The sequence below is a fragment of the Sphingomonas cavernae genome, from assembly GCF_003590775.1.
GTDB lineage: Bacteria > Pseudomonadota > Alphaproteobacteria > Sphingomonadales > Sphingomonadaceae > Sphingobium_A > Sphingobium_A cavernae.
On the sequence record NZ_QYUM01000003.1, the window covers coordinates 769,973 to 788,399 of the forward strand.

The following is an 18,427-nucleotide window of genomic DNA, read 5'->3' on the forward strand; positions in this document are numbered from 1 at the left end:
CCGGATCAGCTCGGCTTGCTGTTGGTGTCGAAATATTCGCGGTACATGATGCGGATATTCGACTGAAAGTCGCCGATTTCCTCGGAAATATACTGTTCGGCATCCTTGCGGGGCACGCCGTCCTTCACGTCATAGTCGATCGCGACCTTCTTGAGCGTGCCCTCCTTGTCCGCACAGGCAGGGGCGAGCGCTTTCTCGAAATCGTCGGGCTTCATCTTCTCTTCGAGGCTCTTGCGCAGGAACTGATCGAGGCACTGGAGATAGGCCTTGCGCGGCGGATCGCTCGGGTTCGCAGCGGCCAAGAGCATTGTGACAAGCACTATTGAAATCATGGTGAATTCCAATCCCAGAACTTGACTGCAAGGAGGGTGATACATGGCCGCGGAAAAGGGAAGTGCCTTTCTTCTGAAGGTCGGAAATGGCGCAAGTCCGCCGGTCTACGCGACCGTCGCGGGGCTGCGCACGACACAGCTTTCGATCAACGGCGAAGCCGTGGTCATCACCTCGAAGGACTCGGGTGGATGGCGCGAGCTGCTGTCGGGTGCGGGGGTGCGATCGGTGTCGGTGTCGGGCGCCGGCGTTTTCACCGGATCGGTCGCCGAACAACGGCTCAAATCCAATGCACTGACCGGCGCGATCGACGACTATGAGCTCAGCTTCGAGAGCGGCGAGCGGATGCGGGGACGGTTCCTGCTCACGCGGCTCGACTATGCCGGCGATTTCAATGGCGAGCGGAGCTACACGCTGAGCCTGGAAAGCTCGGGCGCGGTGGTTTCGCTTTGAGGCGTACCCCGGCGAAGGCCGGGGTCCAGAGTCGCTTGTTCCGAGGCTGGACCCCGGCCTTCGCCGGGGTACTCGATGGAGACGGCCCATGACCATACCAAACCCCGCGCGCGGTGAGGCGGCGATCCGGGTCCGCGGGCAGGTGCTCGTGCTTCGGCCGAGCTTTTCAGCGCTGGTGGCGGCCGAGGCCGAGTTGGGACCCTTGTTCGCACTCGTCGAACGCGCGGCCGGAGGGGCATTGTCACTGAACGAGATGGCGGCATTGTTCTGGCACTGCCTGGCGGAGCGGCCCGACGGGCTGACGCGCGAGGCGCTGGGCGAGGGGCTGGCCGAGGCTGGACTGGCCAATGTCACGCCAGCGCTCAGGACGCTGCTGCAGCAGATATTGCAGGGACGGTAACACAGCCTCTCCCCTGGGGAGAGGCCAGCGAGAGTTGGTGGCTTTGCCGCCTACTCGCAGCGGGTGAGGGGGTTGGATGGCTGACAGTCAACATCGTAGCCCCTCACCAACTGTGCCTAGGCAGCAAGCTGCCAAGGCTTCGTATCCTCTCCCCAAAGGAGAGGGGTTTGCGGAGAATGCTCTCAAACTGGCCGGCATCGCGGGCGCTCTGCTCGGCTGGCGGCCCGAGGAGTTCTGGGCGGCGACGCCCGTGGAGCTGGCGACCGTGCTGGGCGCGCTTGGGGACGAAAGCGAGGCTGCGCCGCCCGGAGCGATCGAGCGCGCCGCGCTGATGGAGATGTTTCCCGATGGATGAGGAAATTGAACGGCTGGTGGTGAGCGTACGCGCCGATACGCAGGGTTTTGCGCGTGATGTGGCCGACATGCGGGCACAGCTCGACGGACCGCTTGGCGCGGGCGCGGAGCGTGCGGGCCAGATGATCGAGAATGCGCTGATGCGCGCGGTGCGCACGGGCAAGCTCGGGTTCGAGGACCTGAAGCGCGTGGCGCTGTCGGTGATGGCGGAGATCGCGTCGAATGCGATCGGGAATGGTATCGGTGCGATGCTCGGCGGCGGTGGTCTGGCTTCGGCGGGTGCGAATATATTGTCGACATTGCTGGGCGTGCCAGGGCGCGCGACGGGCGGGCCGGTTTCGCCGGGGCGCGCCTATCTGGTGGGCGAGCGCGGGCCCGAATTGTTCGTGCCGACCTCCAGCGGCAGCGTTGCGGCGCCCGCGACGGGTGCGCGCGATGTCCGCGTGACGATCAACTTCAACGCGCCCGCGGGGAGCGACGCGCCGCAGATGCTGACGCGGTCTGCGCGGCAGGTGGCGCGCGCGGTGCGCGTAGCGCTGGCGGAGTAGCGCGCGCTCGTACCCCGGCGAAGGCCGGGGTCCAGGGGGCGGCAGATCTCGGTGTGGGTGACTCCTGGACCCCGGCTTGCGCCGGGGTACTCGTTAGAGCGGCACTGACTGCAGCGGGGAAAGCGAAACATGCCTTATTGGCTCGCGAAAAAGTGCACCGTTCAGGAGAGCGGCTGGATCAAGCGGTTCGATCCGCGGTTCTGGACGGTCAATTTCCCGCGGCCGATGATGGCGTCGGTCGTGACCACCGCCGCGGATGCCCCTTCGACAGGCTCAGGACAGGGTCTTCGCGTGGATGGGGTGTTCTATCGCACCAATGATCTGGCAGGGCTGATCTGGGAGGCGGAGGACCGGCATGATCATCCGCTGCTCGCCTATGAAACCGCGCGCGATTTTCGCGGGTGCCGGCTGCGTTTCCAATGGAAATCGTCGGGGATCATGCCGCTGGATGCGGTTCATGGGCCGACGCTGACGATCGAGGGACGCGACGCGGCGGGCGTGCCACGCGCCTGGTATGTTCGGCTGTGGAACTATGCCGAGGGCACGCCGGAAGATGCTGAGATTGTGCTCGATTTCGATGCGCTCGCCGGCGGGTTCGTGCTGCCCGACGAGGCGGATCCCGTATGGGCGGGCGATATCGATCGGCTGTTTCTCTCGCTGGTCCCACCGGGCTATGCAACGAGCGAGGCGCCGTTGCCGGCGGCGCAGGAAGCATGGGTCGAACTGACCGGGATAACCTGCGACGGACCGGGATCGGTGCTCGCGATCGGCGATGTGATGATCCCCGAACACGGCATACGAATCGCGAGCGGCTATGACGACAGCTATCACCTGACGCCCGCGCGACTGCTGCGGAACGCGCTGCAGCTCGGCTATCGCGGGGCCATCAACCACTATGTCGGGATGAGCCATTATTTCCGGCTCGAGGCGCTGTACGGCGGATATAATGTGAGCCTTGCGGGCGGGGCGCTCAGCGAGCCTTGCAAGGCGTGGCACCGGGATTTCGCGGCGCGCGCGAAGGCGCTGGGCTTCGGTCTTATCCTCTCGCTGTCGTACGAGCTGTTCAACGCGCATTGCTGGAACGACTGGAAGCAGCGCGCCGAGAATGGCGATCCTGCGCTCACGGGCTGGACGCCGCCGTCCACGCTGCTCTCGCCCGCGCATTCGGGGGCGATGGGATATTTGCAGGCGGTGGCGCGCGCATTCGTCGCAATCGCGCGCGATGCCGGGCTTGCGGTGCGCTTTCAGGTGGGTGAACCGTGGTGGTGGGTGATGCCCGACGGGCGCATCTGTCTGTATGACGACGCGGCGCGCGCGGCTTTTGGCGGCAGCCCGGTTTCGATCGCCAATGTGAAGGCGCCGATGAGCGCACCGCAAAAGGCGCTGCTCGATCAGGCGGGGGCATTGCTTGCGGCTTCCACCGCGGCGTTGTGCGCGGCCGCGAAGGCCGAGGCGCCGGGTGCGGAGACGCTGTTGCTGGTCTATCTGCCGAGCGTGCTGGATGCCCAAGCGCCCGAGGTCAGCCGGGCGAACGTCCCGCTGGGCTGGGCCAGGCCGGCTTTCGACGTGCTTCAGCTCGAGGACTATGACTGGGTTACCGGGGGCAATCGCGCCGCGACCGCGCGAGGCGTGGCTGAGGCCACGGCGCGGCTGGGCTATCCATCTGATGAACAGCATTATTTTTCGGGCTTTGTGCTGAACAGCGCGGACGTCGGGCAATGGGCCGAGATCGATGCCGCGGCGCAGGCGGCATGCGCACGCGGTGCGGCGGAAGTGTTCGTCTGGGCGCTGCCGCAGGCGATCCGCGACGGTTTTGTCCATTTTGACGAGAAGGAGGCGAGCGTGCAGGCGTTCGACGATGTGCTGTTTCCGCTGGCGCTCGGGCGCGAGGCGAGTGTCGCGCCCGCATTCTCGACCGCGATCGTGACGATGGCGTCGGGGCACGAGCAGCGCAACGCCGACTGGTCCGACGCGCGGCTGCGCTTCGATGCTGGGCCCGGTCTCCGTTCCGAGGCTGATATCGCAACGCTGATTGGCTTTTTCCGTGCACGACGTGGGGCTGCGCGGGGGTTCCGGTTTCGCGATCCATTCGATCACAGTTCCGCCGGCATGACCGGAGCGCCTGCCGCAACCGACCAGGCGATCGGCACGGGCGATGGCGCGACGACGCGCTTTTCGCTCGTGAAGCGTTATGGGGCGGGCGCGGACGCGCAGTTGCGCCCGATCACGCGACCCGTGGCTGGCAGCGTCGCGGTCGCAGTGGACGGGGCGATCGTGACGGGCTGGACGCTCGACGGTGGCGTGGTGGCGTTCGATACGCCACCTGCTGCGGGTGCAGCGATTTCCGCGGGCTATCTGTTCGACGTGCCCGTCCGCTTCGCCGAGGACCGGATCGAGGTCAATCGCGCGACCTTTCTTGCCGGTGAGGCGGCGTCGGTGCCGTTGATCGAGATCCGGGAGGACTGAGCGATGTGGCTTGATGGCGCGTTGACGACGCTTGCCTTTTGCTGGCGGCTCGAGCGGCGCGACGGGATAACGTTGGGCTTCATCAGCCATGATCGCGACCTTGTGATCGACGGGCTCACCTATCGCGCTGCGCCGGGGATGCTGCCATCGGCGATCGCTCGGAGCGACGGTTTCGAGGTCGACAGCATGGACATGACGGGCGCGCTGAGCGACGCGGCGATCAGCGCGCAGGATCTGGCGGCGGGGCGCTGGGATGGCGCGCGCGTCGCACTGTTCGCGGTTGACTGGGAGGCCCCCGACAACCGGCTGCCGCTGGCGCGCGGCGAGCTCGGCTCGGTCGAGCTGGTCGATGAGCGCTTTACCGCGGAACTGCGCGGACCGACCGCTGTGCTCGAGCGGCCGGTGGTGGAACAGACCTCGCCCGAATGTCGCGCCGAACTGGGCGATCGGCGGTGTCGCGTCGATCTCGCCGCGCGGCGCGACGTGGCGGTGGTGGTTTCAGCGGACGATGCCGAACTCGTTTTCGATCGGATCGAGCCTGTGGCCAATGCCTATGGTTATGGCGTGCTGCGCTGGATCAGCGGGGCGAATTCGGGACTGTCGGCCGCGATTCTCGCTTCGTCGGGCGCCGGCGTCACATTGCGCGAAGACCCCGCCTTTGCGGTGGCGGCGGGTGATCGCGCCGAGCTGATCCAGGGGTGCGACAAGCGCTTCGCCACGTGCGGCGAGCGCTTCGCCAACAGGCTCAATTTTCGCGGCGAGCCGCATTTGCCGGGCAATGATCTGCTCACGCGCTATCCCGGTGGGTGAGGCGATCGCGGCGGCGGCGCGTACGCTGGTCGGGGCGCGTTTTCGCTTGCATGGGCGCGAGCGCGCGACGGGGCTCGATTGCGTCGGCGTCGTCGCATGCGCCTGCGGGCGGCCCAAGGCTGCGCCGAGCGGCTATGCGCTGCGCGGCGGGCGGGCGGAGGACTTTGCTGCGATGCTGGGCGCCGCAGGACTGGCGCGCGTCGACGACGCGATGCCGGGCGATGTCGCACTGGTCGAGGCGGGGGCCTCGCAATTTCACCTGATCGTGATGACGCACACCGGCTTCGTTCACGCCGACGCAGCGTTGCGGCGCGTGGTGGAACGGCCGGGCGGCGTGCCGTGGCCGGTCATCGGCTATTGGCGGATGGGAGAGGCGTGAGATGGCGACACTGGTGCTGACCGCGGTGGGCACGATCTTCGGCGGCCCGATGGGCGCTGCGATCGGCGCGATGATCGGCCAGCAGATCGATCAGAATGTGCTCTTCAAGCCCAAGAACCGTCAGGGACCGCGGCTGGGCGATCTGGCGGTGCAGACATCGTCCTATGGCAGCCCGATTCCCGTTCTGTTCGGCACGATGCGCGTCGCCGGCACGGTGATCTGGGCGACCGACCTTCGCGAGGAGCGCACGCGCAGCGGCGGCGGAAAAGGCAGGCCGAAGGCGACGAACTACAGCTATTCTGCGAGCTTCGCGGTCGCGTTGTCGGCGCGCGCCATCATTGGCGTTCGCCGTATCTGGGCCGATGGCAAGCTGCTGCGCGGTGCGGGTGGGGACTTCAAGACGGCGACCGGATTTCGCGTCCACGCGGGCGGCGAGGGGCAGGCGGCGGATCCGCTGATCGCGGCGGCTGAAGGCATTGGCGGTACGCCCGCCTATCGCGGGATGGCCTATGCGGTGTTCGAGGATTTTCAGCTCGCCGACTATGGCAACCGCATCCCGTCGCTGACCTTCGAGGTCGAAGCCGACCCGGCGCCGGTGCCGATCTCGACGATCGCGGATGTGCTGAGCGACGGCGCGGTCGGCGGAACGCTTTCGCGCAGGCTGGGCGGTTATGCCGCGTCGGGCGACAGCGTGCGCGGCGCAATCGAGACGCTGGCGCGCGCGGCGCCGCTGTCGCTCAGCGATGCGGGCGATCGGCTGGAACTGGTTGCCGAAGATGCGCCGGTGCTGACCATCGCGGCGAGCGAACTCGGAGCCGCCGCAGGCGGTGCCGGCGCGGCAGCGCGCGACGAACGGTCGACTTCAACGCTGGTGGCGCCGGGCGAGATCGCCCTGAGCTACTACGAGCCCGCACGCGACTATCAGGCGGGACTGCACCGCGCGCGCCGTCCGGGAAACGGGCGAAGGGTTGAACGGATCGAACTGCCGGCCGCGCTCGACGCGGGCGAGGCGAAGGCCATGGCCGAAGCGAATCTGGCGCGCGGCTTGACCGGACGCGTACAGCGAACGGCCCGGCTTTCCTGGCGGCATCTCGGCATAGCGCCTTCGCAGATCGTTGCTATCGATGGCGTTCCGGGGCTGTGGCGCGTCGCCGAGGCGGAGGTCGAGCGCATGGCGGTTGCGCTCACGCTGGTTCGACATCGCGGCGGCAGCATCACCCTGATGCCACCTGCCGAGCCGGGGCGGCCCGCGCCGCAGCCCGACCTGATCCATGGACCCACGGTGATCCAAGCATTCGAGCTGCCGGAGCTTGGTGAGGCGCTGGCTAGCGCGCCGCGCATCATGACTGCGGCAGCGGGCTCCTCGGCGGGGTGGCGCGGCGCAGCATTGGCGGTGAGTCACGATGCAGGATTCAGTTGGGAAGATCGCGGTTCGACCGCTGCACCGGCGACGATGGGCGCGGCGGTGACCGCACTGGCCCCCGGCGACACGCTTTGCTTCGACGATATCGGCGCGGTCGAGATCGCGTTGCTCAATTCCGGGATGCAATTGGCGGATGCCGACGATGCGCGGCTGACCGCGGGCGCCAACCTTGCGTTGCTGGGGAACGAGCTGATCCAGTTCGGCAGCGCCGAACCGATCGGCGTGGGTCGCTATCGTCTTCGACGGCTGCTGCGCGGACGGCGTGGAACCGAGTTCGCCGTGGCGGACCATTCCCCGGGCGAACGGTTCATTCTGATCGAGCCGCAAACGCTGGCGATGATCGATATCCCTGCATCGATGATCGGCGGTGAGATGCTCACCATGGCCAGCGGCGTCGGCGACGATGTCGCCGTGCAACGCGCGGTGCCGATCATCGGGTCGTCGGTTCGTCCGCCGTCGCCGGTGGCTCTCGACGCGATACCCGATAGCGATGGCGGCTATCGCCTGACATGGATCCGGCGCAGTCGCCTCGGGTGGCGCTGGGTGGACTCGATCGATGCGCCGCTCGGCGAGGAGAAAGAACTGTACCGGATCACGGTTCTGCGTGGCGGCGCAGTGGTTCGCGTCACGGAGAGCGAAGTTTCTGAATTTGACTATCCTGCTGCTGCGATTGCTGCAGACAGCGCGGGCGAGAGTGCGGTGACGATCCTTGTGGCGCAGGTCGGAGCCTTCGCGCCGTCCTGTCCCGCGGCAATCGTGATTCCAACTGACTGAGGAGGAATGAATGACCATCTCCGCGACCGCGCGCCACGGGTTTCCCCTTTTATCGGCGGGGCAGGCGCAAAAGGAAGTGATGCACAACGAAGCCCTGCTGCTCGCGGATTTCCTGATCAACCCGGTGGCCGAAGAACTTGCCCGCGATACGCCGCCCGAGGCGCCTTTGGCGGGACAGGCCTGGATCGTGGGCGGCGCGCCGACGGGGGCATGGATCGACCGCGTCGACCAGATTGCGTGCTGGACGGTGGGTGGTTGGCGCTATGTCGCGCCTTTCGAGGGAATGCATGTCTGGCTGCGAGGCGCAGAGCTCTGGGCGGTTCGCGGCGAATCCGCATGGGCTCAAGGAGTTGCGCGTGTCTCCGAAGTCCAGGTGGCGGGGATGCGCGTACTCGGTACGCGTCAGCCCATGATCGCCGAGCCCACTGGTGGCAGCGTCGTCGACGATCAGGCGCGCGGGACGGTAACGGCGATCCTGATCGCGCTTCGCGCGCATGGATTAATTTCGGTCTGACAACAGAATTCGCGGAACAATATGCGTTGCACTGGGTTGTCTGCGGCGTGCTCAATGGCAAAGAAGTGCGACATTTTGGCCACATATCAGGCTATTTGGCGACTTGCGCGAAGACTTGGCATTGGGTAGTGAATAAACCGCTGTCCTAAGTGACAACTGAGAAAGGGGAATACTATGCGGAAGCTTGCCATAGCAATGGCACTCGCCTCCACGGCCATTGCCTCGCCCGCTCTGGCGCGAGACAATGCGTGGTACGTCGGCGTCGAGGGTGGCGCGATGCTGGTCGAGGACATGTCGCTCGACATCGGCGCAATCGACGATGCCGCAGACGTCAACCATGACTGGGGTTATGATTTCGATGGTATCATCGGTTATGACTTCGGTGGTTTCCGCGCTGAAGCCGAGATCGGCTACAAGGGTGCCTCGATCGAATCGATCCAGACCCCCGCGTTTGGCGACATCACACCTGGTGGAAAGACCACCGCGCTCAGCTTCATGGTCAACGCTCTGCTCGATTTCGGCGACGATGACGGCCTGCAAGGCTTCATCGGTGGCGGTGCGGGTATCGCGCGCGTCAAGGGTGACTGGTCGATCGACGCTCCCGGCGACTTCATTGACGATTCGGACACAGGCTTCGCATGGCAGGCGCTTGCGGGCGTCCGTGCGCCGCTCACCGACAATATCGATGTCGGCCTGAAGTATCGCTTCTTCAATGCCAGCGGTGTCGACATGGTCGACAACTTCGGCAATGATGTCAGCACGCGCTTCCGTTCGCACAGCCTTCTCGGCAGCCTGATCTTCAACTTCGGCGAGCCCGAAGCTCCTCCGCCGCCGCCTCCTCCGCCCCCGCCGCCCCCACCGCCGCCGCCGCCTCCGCCGCCGCCGGCAGTGTGCACGCCCGGGCCGTACATCGTGTTCTTCGACTGGGATAAGTCGAACATCACGCCGGAGGCCGCTTCGATCCTCGACAACGCGGTCACCGCGTACCAGGATTGCGGCAATGCGCAGGTCATGCTGGCGGGTCACGCCGACAAGTCGGGCTCTGCCCAGTACAACGTCGGTCTCTCGCAGCGTCGTAACGACTCGACTCGTGCATATCTCGAATCGAAGGGCATCCCCTCGGGTGTCATTTCGACCGAAGCGTTCGGCGAAAGCCGCCCGCGCGTCGAGACTGCCGATGGTGTCCGCGAACTGCAGAACCGTCGCGTGGAAATCACTTACGGACCCGGCTCGGGCATGTAAGTGGGCGTGGTCTTCGGGCCGCGTTTCACGACCAAATCGAGGAGGTCGGCCATTTGGCCGGCCTCCTTTTTTATTGTCTTTCTTCGGGCCAATGCTTGGTGACGTCATTCGATGATGAAGTCGCTGTGGTCAGGGCGTGCGCTTCCCAACTGCATCGACGGCCGAGCCGGCAGGATGCCGGATGAATTGGGGCGGCGCCGTCGGCTCCCGCATCATGGGCGGGCTACGCGACTACACCCGTTTAAAGCCATCGGGCGTGGGGGGCGGATCCCGAACATCATGGAACATGGCCCGCAGCAAGGTCAGTGGGAGATGAATAGGCGTTAACGGGCGGCAGTGCCGAACGATCTGCAGCGGACAAAAAAATGGCGGCCCGGAGGCCGCCATTTTCTTTTGGCTTTACGCCGTCAGCTCAGGGGCTGGCGGGTTCATCGTCGCCGTCGGCGAGGATGACGATGCCAGCGATCACCGCAGCGGCTGCGAGAACCGCGAGGATGACGCCGCCACCGGCGGCTTCGCTCTTGCGATCGACGGTCGCACCGGTGCGGACCGACTTCGAAGCAGTCGCAACCGACAGCTTCGACGCAGGGCTAGCAGCCTGGGCGAGAACCGGGGTGCTCGACACAGCGAGCGCCACGACAGCCGCCATCGAAATTTTTCCGAGACGCATAGTTAGCTCCTTACAACGTTACAGGCTCTTCCAACACTCAGGACGTCCGATGCCATACCAATGCAACCATGACAACCCTAAAACGCGATCGAATGAGGCGCTGCCGCGTTGGCTTTCGCATTTAAATCCTAACAAAAAATGACGTCGTATCGACAGCGTTCCGATCGAATCGAAGTGCTCGGCTGCGACCACCGTCCTCCAGCACCGATCTTGCTTTAGCGATTGCATTGCAGCGCATGCGCGATTTCTGATTTTACGCATCCATTTCAACTTTCTCGAAGTTAAGCTGCCAGCAATTCCACGCAAGGGGATGCACAATAGGGTCCGTGCGCCTATATGCGCGTTACGATTGATGAAACCGGCACAGACAGAAGAAATGGTATATTCCAAACTGGCGCGTTGGGCACGCACCCGCAAGGCGCCCGATCCCCGCATTCCCGATCATCAGCGCGTCTATGCCATCGGCGATATCCATGGCCGGCTGGATCTGTTCGAAGCATTGATCGAGAAGATCGACGCCGATGATGCCGCGCGGGGTGACGCCCAGACGCTCATCATCCTGCTTGGTGATCTGGTCGATCGCGGACCCGATTCGGCGGGCGTCGTCGAACGTGCGATCCGGCTTGGCGGTGCCGGCGTGCGCGTGCGCTATCTGCAGGGCAATCATGAGGAAGTGTTTCTGCGCGCCGTGCGCGGTGACGCCAGGGCGGTCAAGTTCCTGATCCGTATCGGAGGGCGCGCCACGCTGGCGAGCTACGGCATCACCGACGAGGAATATAACACGCTTGAATATGAGGATCTGGCCGCGCTTCTGGCACGGCGCGTACCTGCCGAGCACATCGCATTTCTGGAGGCGTTCGAGGATTTGATCGAGGTCGGCGACTACGCATTTGTCCATGCCGGAATCAGGCCCGGCGTAGAGCTGGAAAAGCAGAAGACCGCTGATCTGCGCTGGATCCGTGAGGAGTTCCTCAACCATCAGGGGATGCATGCGCGTGTCGTGGTGCACGGACACAGCATCAGCGAGGATGTCGAACGCCGGCCCAACCGGATTGGCGTTGATACGGGTGCGTTCGCCAGCGGGCGGCTGAGCGCGGTCGGGCTCGAAGGCGATCAGTGCTGGTGTTTGAGCACCGACTGATCGCGTTCGTGTATTCAACTCGCTAGGCCGTGGTGACATTTTAGGGATTCACGGCGACGGGGATTTGTGATTCAACGCTGGCTTTTGGAGGCTGGCGTGGAAGGCGAGGTTCTCAGGGACGATCAGTGGGAGCGGCTGCGGGATTTTGTGCCGGGCGGTCGCAAGGGGCGGCGGGGCCCCCGTAGCGACGGCCGCCGTTTTCTGGATGCGTTGCTATGGTTGGCGCGTTCGGGCGGGCGCTGGCGTGATCTGCCGGAGAAGTTCGGGCCCTATCAGACCGCCAAGCGACGCTATTATCGCTGGGTCGAGCAAGGGGTGATCGACCGGATCTTCGAGGCTGTCTCGAATGATCCCGACATCGAGTGGCTGGCGATCGATGCGACCGTGATCCGCGCTCAGGCTCAGGCCGCCGGGGCACGGGTAAAAAGGGGGGCGCTCAAGCCCAGGCTCTCGGGCGACCCCGAGGCGGGTTCGGCACCAAAATCCATGCCGTAGTCGATGCCCTTGGCTTGCCGATCCGCTTCATCCTGGGTCCCGGCCAGCAAAACGACATGGCGCCCGCCTGCGATTTGATCCGCGGAATCCCGGCTGGCAAGGTTCTGGCCGATCGTGCCTACGACGCCGACAGCTTGCACGACCTCATCTACGAGCAAGCCGGCGAGCCGGTCATCCCACCCCGCCGCCATCGCAAATTCCAGCACCGCTATGATCGCATCGCCTACAAGCAGCGCTGGGGCATCGAAGGCTTCTTCGCCAAGCTCAAGCAATGGCGCCGCATCGCAACACGCTACGACAAACTCGCCGCAAACTTCCTCGGCTTCGTCAAGCTCGCCAGCATCATGCTCTGGATCAAATGATTAAATCGTCACCACAGCCGAGAGCACTTTCCGAAAAAGTGGGAACCGGTTTTTCGATCGGGAAGTGCTCAAGATACTGAGTCAGGAGCCTTTCTTATCCGGCAAGGCGATTTCGCCTTGCCGGATAAGGCTCTAGGCGTAGCGGGGATGCCGTCGCCGGGTCGCGCCGCGGCTGATCGGGCCAGATACCACGTGTATCGTAGACGCGCTTGTCGGCGCGTTCGTCGACGGGCACCGACCTGAAGACATCATGATCGACGAGCACGACGAAGATCGGACAGCTTTCAATGGCAGTGTCGATATCGACAAGCGCCGCGCCGGTCCCGTCAAACTCGGCTGGCAGCGCGCTGGCATAGGGCTCAACTATCCGGACCCTGTCTGCGTAGCGCTGTGCAAGCGCAGCGGCGACCTTGACGGCGGGACTTTCCCGAAAATCATCGATATTGGCCTTGAAGGCGAGTCCGAGGCAGGCGATCGGGGCCTCGGGCGCTTCGTCGATCATTGCGATCGCGCGCGCGATGACGTGATCGGGCTTGCCGTCATTGACCTCGCGCGCGGTGCGGATCAGCGGGGTGTTCTCGGGGTCGCCATGGACAATGAACCATGGGTCAACCGCGATGCAGTGACCGCCGACGCCAGGTCCGGGCTGAAGGATACTCACGCGGGGATGGCGGTTGGCGAGCCGTATGACCTCCCACACATCGAGGTCGATCGTGTCAGCAACCTTTGAAAGCTCGTTGGCGAAGGCGATGTTGACGTCGCGATACGCGTTTTCGGTGAGCTTCACCATCTCGGCGGTGCGCGCGCTGGTCGTCACGCACTGGCCGCGCACAAAGCGGCGATAGAAGGTCAGCGCCTTGCGCGCGCAACGCGGCGTGATGCCGCCGATGCAGCGATCATTGTCGATCAGTTCGACAAGGATGCGGCCGGGCAGGACGCGCTCGGGGCAATAGGCGATCGCGATGTCCGCCGCCTCGCCCGTGCGGCCGGGAACGCGCAGATCGGGGCGAAGCTGGGCCAGGAGGTCGCGAACCTTTTCGGTCGTGCCCACAGGCGAAGTCGATTCGAGGATGACGGTGTCGCCCGGCTTCAGCACGGTCGCGATGGCTGTAGCTGCGTTGAGGACATAGGCGATGTTCGGCGCGTGATCCGCCTCGAATGGTGTGGGCACCGCAATCACGAACACATCGGCGGGTTCGATCTGGGTCGATGCGCGCAACAGGCCCCGCCCGACGACACCCTGCACAAGACCGTCCAGATCGACTTCTTCGATGTGGACCCTTCCGGAGCCGACCGTTTCCACAACGTCTGCGTTGACGTCCACACCGAGAACCGGGCAACCCGAACGCGCGATTACCGCGGCGGTGGGCAGGCCGATATAGCCGAGACCAAGGACAACAACTTCAGGGGTGTGCTCCGAGAGCATCGGCGACGATCCTAGCAATGCGCCGGCTGCTTTTCCCGTCCCCAAATGGATTATGGGCGCGCGCCATGGCTGACCAGGCGGCATCATCGTCCAACAGCGTAAATATTTCGGAAACAATGCGATCTTTGTCGGTGCCGATAAGTTTCGCTGTGCCGGCCGCGACCCCTTCCGGCCGCTCGGTCGTTTCGCGCATGACCAGGACGGGCTTGCCCAGCGCGGGCGCCTCCTCCTGCACACCACCGCTGTCGGTCAGCACGATATGGCAAAGCCCGAGCAGCCGCACGAAATGCGGATAATCCAGCGGATCGATCAGTGCGACATTGGGGCGGACGCTGAGGATATCGTCCATGACGCTGCGAACATTGGGGTTGGGATGGACGGGAAAGATGATCGCGACGTCGTCGCGCGCGGCGATGCTGCGGATAGCGCGCGCGATATTTTCCATAGCGCCGCCGAAATTCTCGCGCCGGTGACTGGTGACAAGGATGACGCGCTTGCCCGCGAAACGCTCCGCAACGTCGTCCAGGCCCTGCGCGAAGCGAGGCTCGCCTTCGATCCGCGTGAGCGTCGTGTGTAGCGCATCGATCACGGTGTTGCCCGTGACATGGACGGTGCCGGGCGCCACATTTTCCTTCAGCAGCGCCTCCGCGGCAGTTTGGGTCGGCGCGAAATGCTGATCGGCGATCGAGCCGACGATCTTGCGGTTCACCTCCTCGGGCCAGGGCTGGTAGATATCATGGCTGCGCAAGCCCGCCTCGACATGGCTGACGGGGATCTGGCGATAATAGGCGGCGAGCGCGCCGATCATCGCGGTCGCGGTGTCGCCCTGGACGACGACACGCGCGGGGCGCTCGCGGTCATAAACCTCGCCAAGACCCGTCAGCAGGCGTGCGCTCAGCGCGTCCAGCGATTGGCCGGGTTGCATCAGGTCGAGGTCGATGTCGGGTACAATGCCGCTGATCTCCAGCACCTGATCGAGCAGGCCGCGGTGCTGGGCGGTGACGCAGACGCGAACATCGACGTCGGATTCGGAACGCAGCGCATCGATCACGGGAAACAGCTTGATCGCTTCGGGACGTGTCCCGAATACGACGATGACCTTCTTGCTCATGCGCCGTCACGTAACGGCGCAGCTTTAAGAACCCTCTAACGCGCGTGATATTCCCTGAACCATTCGACGAAGCGCGGAATGCCGATGTCGATGGGCGTCGTGGGGGCGTAACCGAGGTCGCGCTCGATCGCGCTGATATCGGCATATGTGTCGCGGACATCGCCCGGCTGCATCGGCATCATCTCGGTGATCGCCTTTTTGCCGCAGGCTTCCTCGACCACGGAGATGAAGCGCAGCAGCTCCTCCGACCTGTGGTTGCCGATATTGTAGAGCCTGTGCGGCGCGCGGCTGCCGCCTGCTTTTTCGCCGCCATCGTCGGGCGGCGGATTGTCGTGGCAGGCGATCACCCCCGCCACGATGTCGTCGATATAGGTAAAGTCGCGGCGCATATCGCCATGGTTGAAGACCTGGATGGGCTCGCCCGCAAGGATCTTGCGCGTGAAGATCCACGGCGCCATGTCGGGTCGGCCCCAAGGGCCGTAAACGGTGAAGAAGCGCAGGCCCGTCATCGGGATCCGATAGAGATGCGCGTAGGTCTCGCTCATCAGCTCGTCGGACTTCTTGGTGGCGGCGTAGAGCGAGACGGGATGATCGACACGGTCCTCGACACGAAAGGGCAGCGCTTCGTTGTTGCCATAGACCGAGGAGGACGAGGCGTAGACGAGATGGCTCGATCCACGGCCTCGCGCCAGTTCCATCAGGTTGAGATGCCCGACGAGGTTGGATTGGATATAGGCGCGCGGGTTCTGCAGCGAATAACGGACGCCTGGCTGCGCGCCGAGATGGACGATCCGGTCGAAATCCTCGGTGGCAAGCGCCGCTTCCAGCGCTTCATGATCCGAAAAATCGACGCGTTTGAAGTTGAAACGGCCGCTGTTGAGCCGTTCGAGTTCGGCGATGCGGTCGTGCTTGAGCGTCGGATCGTAATAGTCGTTGACGCTGTCTATGCCGATCACTGAGCCGCCTCGCGCGAGCAGCGCCCGGCAGACATGGTAGCCGATGAAACCCGCGGCGCCGGTCACGAGCGTCGTCATTCGCACATTCTCCCTCCCTCCGCGGCCCATACCCGATTTTCATCAAGGCGTTTCGGGTGTTAGGGAGGGTAAACTGATCGATCACGAGGTTTGTGACCGAACGGCCCGAGCAATGCAACGAAGGAGCGCGTAATGCTGAGACGTGATGTGAGGCAATTGGGTTTGGCTGCGGCGCTCCTGGCGCTGGGGCTTTCGGGTTGCGCAGCCAATGACACCGCTGCGGAAACCCCTGCTCCGGCGGGACCGGCATCCGCCCGCGCGACGCTGCAGGGACCCACGGGCAATGCGCTGGGCAGCGCGCTGATCGAGGACACCGGCCACGGGCTGAAACTCACGGTGACGGGCACCGGCCTGCCGCAGGGGGCGCATGGCACGCATATTCACATGGTGGGTCGCTGCGACGCCCCCGATTTCGCCAGCGCGGGCTCGCACTGGAACCCGACAGGCGCGCAGCATGGTAAGGATAATCCGCAGGGCGCGCATGCAGGCGACCTTCCCAATCTGCTGATCGGCACTGACGGGCAGGGCTCTTTCACTATCGACCTGCACGGCGCGAAAATGTCCGGGCCGGGCGGTCTACTCGACGAGGATGGCGCGGCTCTGGTCGTCCACACCAATCCCGACGATCTCAAAACCGATCCGACCGGCAACAGCGGTGGACGCATCGCCTGCGGTGCATTTGTCGCCGGCTGATCGCTAGAGCACGATGCGTTAAATCGGGTTCAGTGCTCCTGCGAAAGCAGGAGCCCACTTGTCCGACCGCACAGCCGCAGCGAACATGGGCTCCGGGTCGAGCCCGGAGCACGAGTAGGGATCAGACTTAACGCGCGTCGCTCTAGACAGGCTCGCCGGCCTCGCGCGCGCGTTCGACAACGCTCGCCTCGAGCGCCGGCAGCCTGCGGCTCGCGAGCATGAACAGCGTCAGCGTCACTGGCAGGATGAACAGCACCGAGAGCATCGCGAAGCGGAGATCGCCGGTGGCGTCACTGACGAGCCCGACGACATAGGGGCCCAGTCCCAGGCCGATGATGTTGGTGCCGAGAAAGAACACAGCGGTCGCCGCCCCGCGCATGCGTGGCAGGACGAGGTCCTGCGAGGTTGCGGCGACGGGGCCCAGCCACATGATCTGAAGGAAGTTCACGAGGCCGAGCAGAACGTAAAACACTGTCAGACTGGCGGTGTGCATTTGGACCCAGAGCAGGATGCCGGCGGCGGTCGCCGCGGCGATGACGACATAGAGCCGTCCGGAGGGATGCAGCCTGCGTGCGCGGTCGGAGATCATGCCGCCGGCCACGGTGCCGAACCCGCCCGCAATCGCGAGGATCCACCCGAGCGTATAGCCCGCCTCGGGCCCGACGCCGAAGGTCTTGACCGCGTAGAGATAGAGGAAAGGGGAGAGGCCATAGCTGGCGAAGGACATCAGTCCGCCCCCCACCGACAACATTGCGAAGGTGCCGTTGCCGATCAGCCGTGCGGTGGGCCGGTCGCGCAGGCGGATCGACTGGATCCAACTGAAGCTGCAATAGGCGCCGATCGCGATCGCGGTCCATTGCACGACGTTGGTGGTGATCGCGATCCCGCCGAGCGTGGCGATCGCGGGGCGCTTCTCGGCGGGTAAAAGTCCGTCGGTCCAGGCAATAACGAGCATGGCGCCGATAACCGAAGCCGCCAGCATGGCGAGATTGCGGACGAGTTGCGGACGCGTCGCGGCGCTGCGCGCCAGTGCAATCAGCGAAAAGGGCGGGAACATTGCCGCGAATTCCTGCGCCACCGACCGGAAGGGGTGCGGATTGACCGGGGCGGCGTGCCCGTCCATCGCGCCGCGCACGGGCTCGCGGACGGTAAGGCGCATGAGCAGCGCGAGCAGCATGCCGGGGATGCCAAAGGCGAGGAAGGTCGCCTGCCAGCCCGCCAGACCGAAAGGCTGGGTATCTGGCGTAAAATGCGTGTCCCAATAGGCGATGACCGCGCCCCCGAAGATCAGTGAAGCGCCGACGCCGACATAGATTCCGCTCGAATAGAAGGCGAGCGCAGTGGCGCGCTTCTCCTTGGGAAAATAGTCCTGGAGCAGCGAATATGCGGCGGGCGACGCGCTCGCCTCGCCAATGCCGACGCCGACCCGCGCCGCGCCGAGCTGCGCGAAATTGGTCGCGAAGCCGCTGAGCGCGGTCATCCCCGACCAGAAGGTCAGACCCAGCGAGATCGTCTTCACGCGGTGCCAGCCATCCGCGAGCTTGGCGAGCGGGATGCCGAAGAGCGCGTAGAACAGCGCGAAGGCGGTGCCGAACAGAAGCCCGAGCTGGGCATCCTGTAATCCGAGATCGGCTTTCAGCGACGGAGCGAGGATGGTGATGACCTGACGGTCGAGAAAATTGAACGCGTAGATGACCATGAGCAGGCCAAGCACATAATATCGGTACAGTCCGCCACCCATCCGCCCGCTCTCCTTTATGTTTTGTTGCGGCGAGCTTACAGGGTTCGCCGGATTGGCAAAG

Annotated in this window: 19 protein-coding genes; 13 read left to right on the forward strand and 6 right to left on the reverse strand. The window is 64.7% G+C overall.

What is annotated here, in order from left to right; genetic code table 11:
* Positions 1-5: 5 nt before the first annotated feature.
* Entirely contained in the window at positions 6-332 is a 327-nt protein-coding gene (locus tag D3876_RS11365) for a hypothetical protein (RefSeq protein ID WP_147417650.1), read from the reverse strand.
* A 43-nt stretch (positions 333-375) separates the two neighbouring features.
* On the opposite strand from D3876_RS11365, the gene D3876_RS11370 reads away from it, so the two are divergent.
* The 10 genes from D3876_RS11370 (at position 376) to D3876_RS11415 (ending at position 9,693) form a co-directional block, all read left to right on the forward strand.
* A complete protein-coding gene (locus tag D3876_RS11370) occupies positions 376-783 on the forward strand; it encodes a phage tail tube protein (RefSeq protein ID WP_119762260.1) in 408 nt (135 codons plus the stop codon).
* A gap of 88 nt (positions 784-871) precedes the next feature.
* Positions 872-1,183 (forward strand): gene transfer agent family protein, encoded by a 312-nt coding sequence (locus tag D3876_RS11375; RefSeq protein ID WP_119762262.1) that lies wholly within the window; start codon positions 872-874, stop codon positions 1,181-1,183.
* Positions 1,184-1,259: 76 nt separating this feature from the next.
* Positions 1,260-1,538 (forward strand): phage tail assembly chaperone, encoded by a 279-nt coding sequence (locus D3876_RS21240; RefSeq protein ID WP_119762264.1) that lies wholly within the window; start codon positions 1,260-1,262, stop codon positions 1,536-1,538.
* Positions 1,531-2,085 (forward strand): tail tape measure protein, encoded by a 555-nt coding sequence (locus tag D3876_RS11385; protein ID WP_119762266.1) that lies wholly within the window; start codon positions 1,531-1,533, stop codon positions 2,083-2,085. Before D3876_RS21240 ends, D3876_RS11385 begins: the two co-directional genes overlap by 8 nt.
* Positions 2,086-2,214: 129 nt before the next feature.
* On the forward strand, positions 2,215-4,551 hold the full coding sequence (locus tag D3876_RS11390; RefSeq protein ID WP_119762268.1) for a DUF2460 domain-containing protein: 2,337 nt from the start codon (positions 2,215-2,217) through the stop codon (positions 4,549-4,551).
* A gap of 3 nt (positions 4,552-4,554) precedes the next feature.
* Positions 4,555-5,361: a DUF2163 domain-containing protein gene (locus D3876_RS11395; RefSeq protein ID WP_119762270.1), complete on the forward strand. Its 807-nt coding sequence runs from the start codon at positions 4,555-4,557 to the stop codon at positions 5,359-5,361.
* Complete coding sequence (locus tag D3876_RS11400; protein ID WP_238475336.1) at positions 5,354-5,740, forward strand: peptidoglycan endopeptidase; 387 nt, start codon at positions 5,354-5,356, stop codon at positions 5,738-5,740. Before D3876_RS11395 ends, D3876_RS11400 begins: the two co-directional genes overlap by 8 nt.
* A gap of 1 nt (position 5,741) precedes the next feature.
* On the forward strand, positions 5,742-7,937 hold the full coding sequence (locus D3876_RS11405) for a phage tail protein (protein WP_119762274.1): 2,196 nt from the start codon (positions 5,742-5,744) through the stop codon (positions 7,935-7,937).
* 10 nt (positions 7,938-7,947) lie between these two features.
* A complete protein-coding gene (locus tag D3876_RS11410) occupies positions 7,948-8,451 on the forward strand; it encodes a DUF2793 domain-containing protein (RefSeq protein ID WP_119762276.1) in 504 nt (167 codons plus the stop codon).
* A 174-nt stretch (positions 8,452-8,625) separates the two neighbouring features.
* Positions 8,626-9,693, forward strand: a complete 1,068-nt coding sequence (locus D3876_RS11415; protein WP_182911987.1) for an OmpA family protein — start codon at positions 8,626-8,628, stop codon at positions 9,691-9,693.
* A 412-nt stretch (positions 9,694-10,105) separates the two neighbouring features.
* On the opposite strand, the gene D3876_RS11420 is transcribed toward D3876_RS11415, so the two are convergent.
* Complete coding sequence (locus D3876_RS11420) at positions 10,106-10,363, reverse strand: hypothetical protein (protein WP_119762280.1); 258 nt, start codon at positions 10,361-10,363, stop codon at positions 10,106-10,108.
* A gap of 376 nt (positions 10,364-10,739) precedes the next feature.
* Here D3876_RS11420 and D3876_RS11425 point away from each other — a divergent pair, with 376 nt between their 5' ends.
* Entirely contained in the window at positions 10,740-11,504 is a 765-nt protein-coding gene (locus D3876_RS11425) for a metallophosphoesterase (protein ID WP_119762282.1), read from the forward strand.
* A gap of 96 nt (positions 11,505-11,600) precedes the next feature.
* Positions 11,601-12,361 (forward strand): IS5 family transposase gene (locus tag D3876_RS11430; protein ID WP_119763753.1). Its coding sequence is split into 2 segments (ribosomal slippage): positions 11,601-11,925 and positions 11,925-12,361, totalling 762 coding nucleotides; the frame shifts between segments, so codons are not numbered across the junction.
* Between the two features lie 94 nt (positions 12,362-12,455).
* On the opposite strand, the gene wecC is transcribed toward D3876_RS11430, so the two are convergent.
* Genes wecC through D3876_RS11445 form a run of 3 tightly spaced genes read right to left on the reverse strand, consistent with a single transcriptional unit; the run spans position 12,456 to position 15,932 of the window.
* Positions 12,456-13,787 (reverse strand): UDP-N-acetyl-D-mannosamine dehydrogenase, encoded by a 1,332-nt coding sequence (gene wecC / locus D3876_RS11435; RefSeq protein WP_119762283.1) that lies wholly within the window; start codon positions 13,785-13,787, stop codon positions 12,456-12,458.
* Entirely contained in the window at positions 13,765-14,898 is a 1,134-nt protein-coding gene (wecB, locus tag D3876_RS11440) for a non-hydrolyzing UDP-N-acetylglucosamine 2-epimerase (RefSeq protein WP_119762285.1), read from the reverse strand. Before wecB ends, wecC begins: the two co-directional genes overlap by 23 nt.
* Before the next feature lie 35 nt (positions 14,899-14,933).
* Positions 14,934-15,932, reverse strand: a complete 999-nt coding sequence (locus D3876_RS11445) for an NAD-dependent epimerase/dehydratase family protein (protein ID WP_119762287.1) — start codon at positions 15,930-15,932, stop codon at positions 14,934-14,936.
* Positions 15,933-16,064: 132 nt separating this feature from the next.
* Here D3876_RS11445 and D3876_RS11450 point away from each other — a divergent pair, with 132 nt between their 5' ends.
* Positions 16,065-16,625, forward strand: coding sequence for a superoxide dismutase family protein (locus tag D3876_RS11450; protein ID WP_119762289.1), 561 nt, complete (start codon positions 16,065-16,067; stop codon positions 16,623-16,625).
* A gap of 142 nt (positions 16,626-16,767) precedes the next feature.
* Here D3876_RS11450 and D3876_RS11455 read toward each other — a convergent pair whose 3' ends face one another.
* Positions 16,768-18,366: a spinster family MFS transporter gene (locus D3876_RS11455; protein WP_119762291.1), complete on the reverse strand. Its 1,599-nt coding sequence runs from the start codon at positions 18,364-18,366 to the stop codon at positions 16,768-16,770.
* Positions 18,367-18,427: the final 61 nt, after the last annotated feature.

Bases quoted from the DNA above. Each gene is read 5' to 3' on its own strand.
- D3876_RS11365 (WP_147417650.1), bottom strand. From the start codon at position 332: ATGATTTCAATAGTGCTTGTCACAATGCTCTTGGCCGCTGCGAACCCG.
- D3876_RS11370 (WP_119762260.1), top strand. From the start codon at position 376: ATGGCCGCGGAAAAGGGAAGTGCCTTTCTTCTGAAGGTCGGAAATGGC.
- D3876_RS11375 (WP_119762262.1), top strand. From the start codon at position 872: ATGACCATACCAAACCCCGCGCGCGGTGAGGCGGCGATCCGGGTCCGC.
- D3876_RS21240 (WP_119762264.1), top strand. From the start codon at position 1,260: ATGGCTGACAGTCAACATCGTAGCCCCTCACCAACTGTGCCTAGGCAG.
- D3876_RS11385 (WP_119762266.1), top strand. From the start codon at position 1,531: ATGGATGAGGAAATTGAACGGCTGGTGGTGAGCGTACGCGCCGATACG.
- D3876_RS11390 (WP_119762268.1), top strand. From the start codon at position 2,215: ATGCCTTATTGGCTCGCGAAAAAGTGCACCGTTCAGGAGAGCGGCTGG.
- D3876_RS11395 (WP_119762270.1), top strand. From the start codon at position 4,555: ATGTGGCTTGATGGCGCGTTGACGACGCTTGCCTTTTGCTGGCGGCTC.
- D3876_RS11405 (WP_119762274.1), top strand. From the start codon at position 5,742: ATGGCGACACTGGTGCTGACCGCGGTGGGCACGATCTTCGGCGGCCCG.
- D3876_RS11410 (WP_119762276.1), top strand. From the start codon at position 7,948: ATGACCATCTCCGCGACCGCGCGCCACGGGTTTCCCCTTTTATCGGCG.
- D3876_RS11415 (WP_182911987.1), top strand. From the start codon at position 8,626: ATGCGGAAGCTTGCCATAGCAATGGCACTCGCCTCCACGGCCATTGCC.
- D3876_RS11420 (WP_119762280.1), bottom strand. From the start codon at position 10,363: ATGCGTCTCGGAAAAATTTCGATGGCGGCTGTCGTGGCGCTCGCTGTG.
- D3876_RS11425 (WP_119762282.1), top strand. From the start codon at position 10,740: ATGGTATATTCCAAACTGGCGCGTTGGGCACGCACCCGCAAGGCGCCC.
- wecC (WP_119762283.1), bottom strand. From the start codon at position 13,787: ATGCTCTCGGAGCACACCCCTGAAGTTGTTGTCCTTGGTCTCGGCTAT.
- wecB (WP_119762285.1), bottom strand. From the start codon at position 14,898: ATGAGCAAGAAGGTCATCGTCGTATTCGGGACACGTCCCGAAGCGATC.
- D3876_RS11445 (WP_119762287.1), bottom strand. From the start codon at position 15,932: ATGACGACGCTCGTGACCGGCGCCGCGGGTTTCATCGGCTACCATGTC.
- D3876_RS11450 (WP_119762289.1), top strand. From the start codon at position 16,065: ATGCTGAGACGTGATGTGAGGCAATTGGGTTTGGCTGCGGCGCTCCTG.
- D3876_RS11455 (WP_119762291.1), bottom strand. From the start codon at position 18,366: ATGGGTGGCGGACTGTACCGATATTATGTGCTTGGCCTGCTCATGGTC.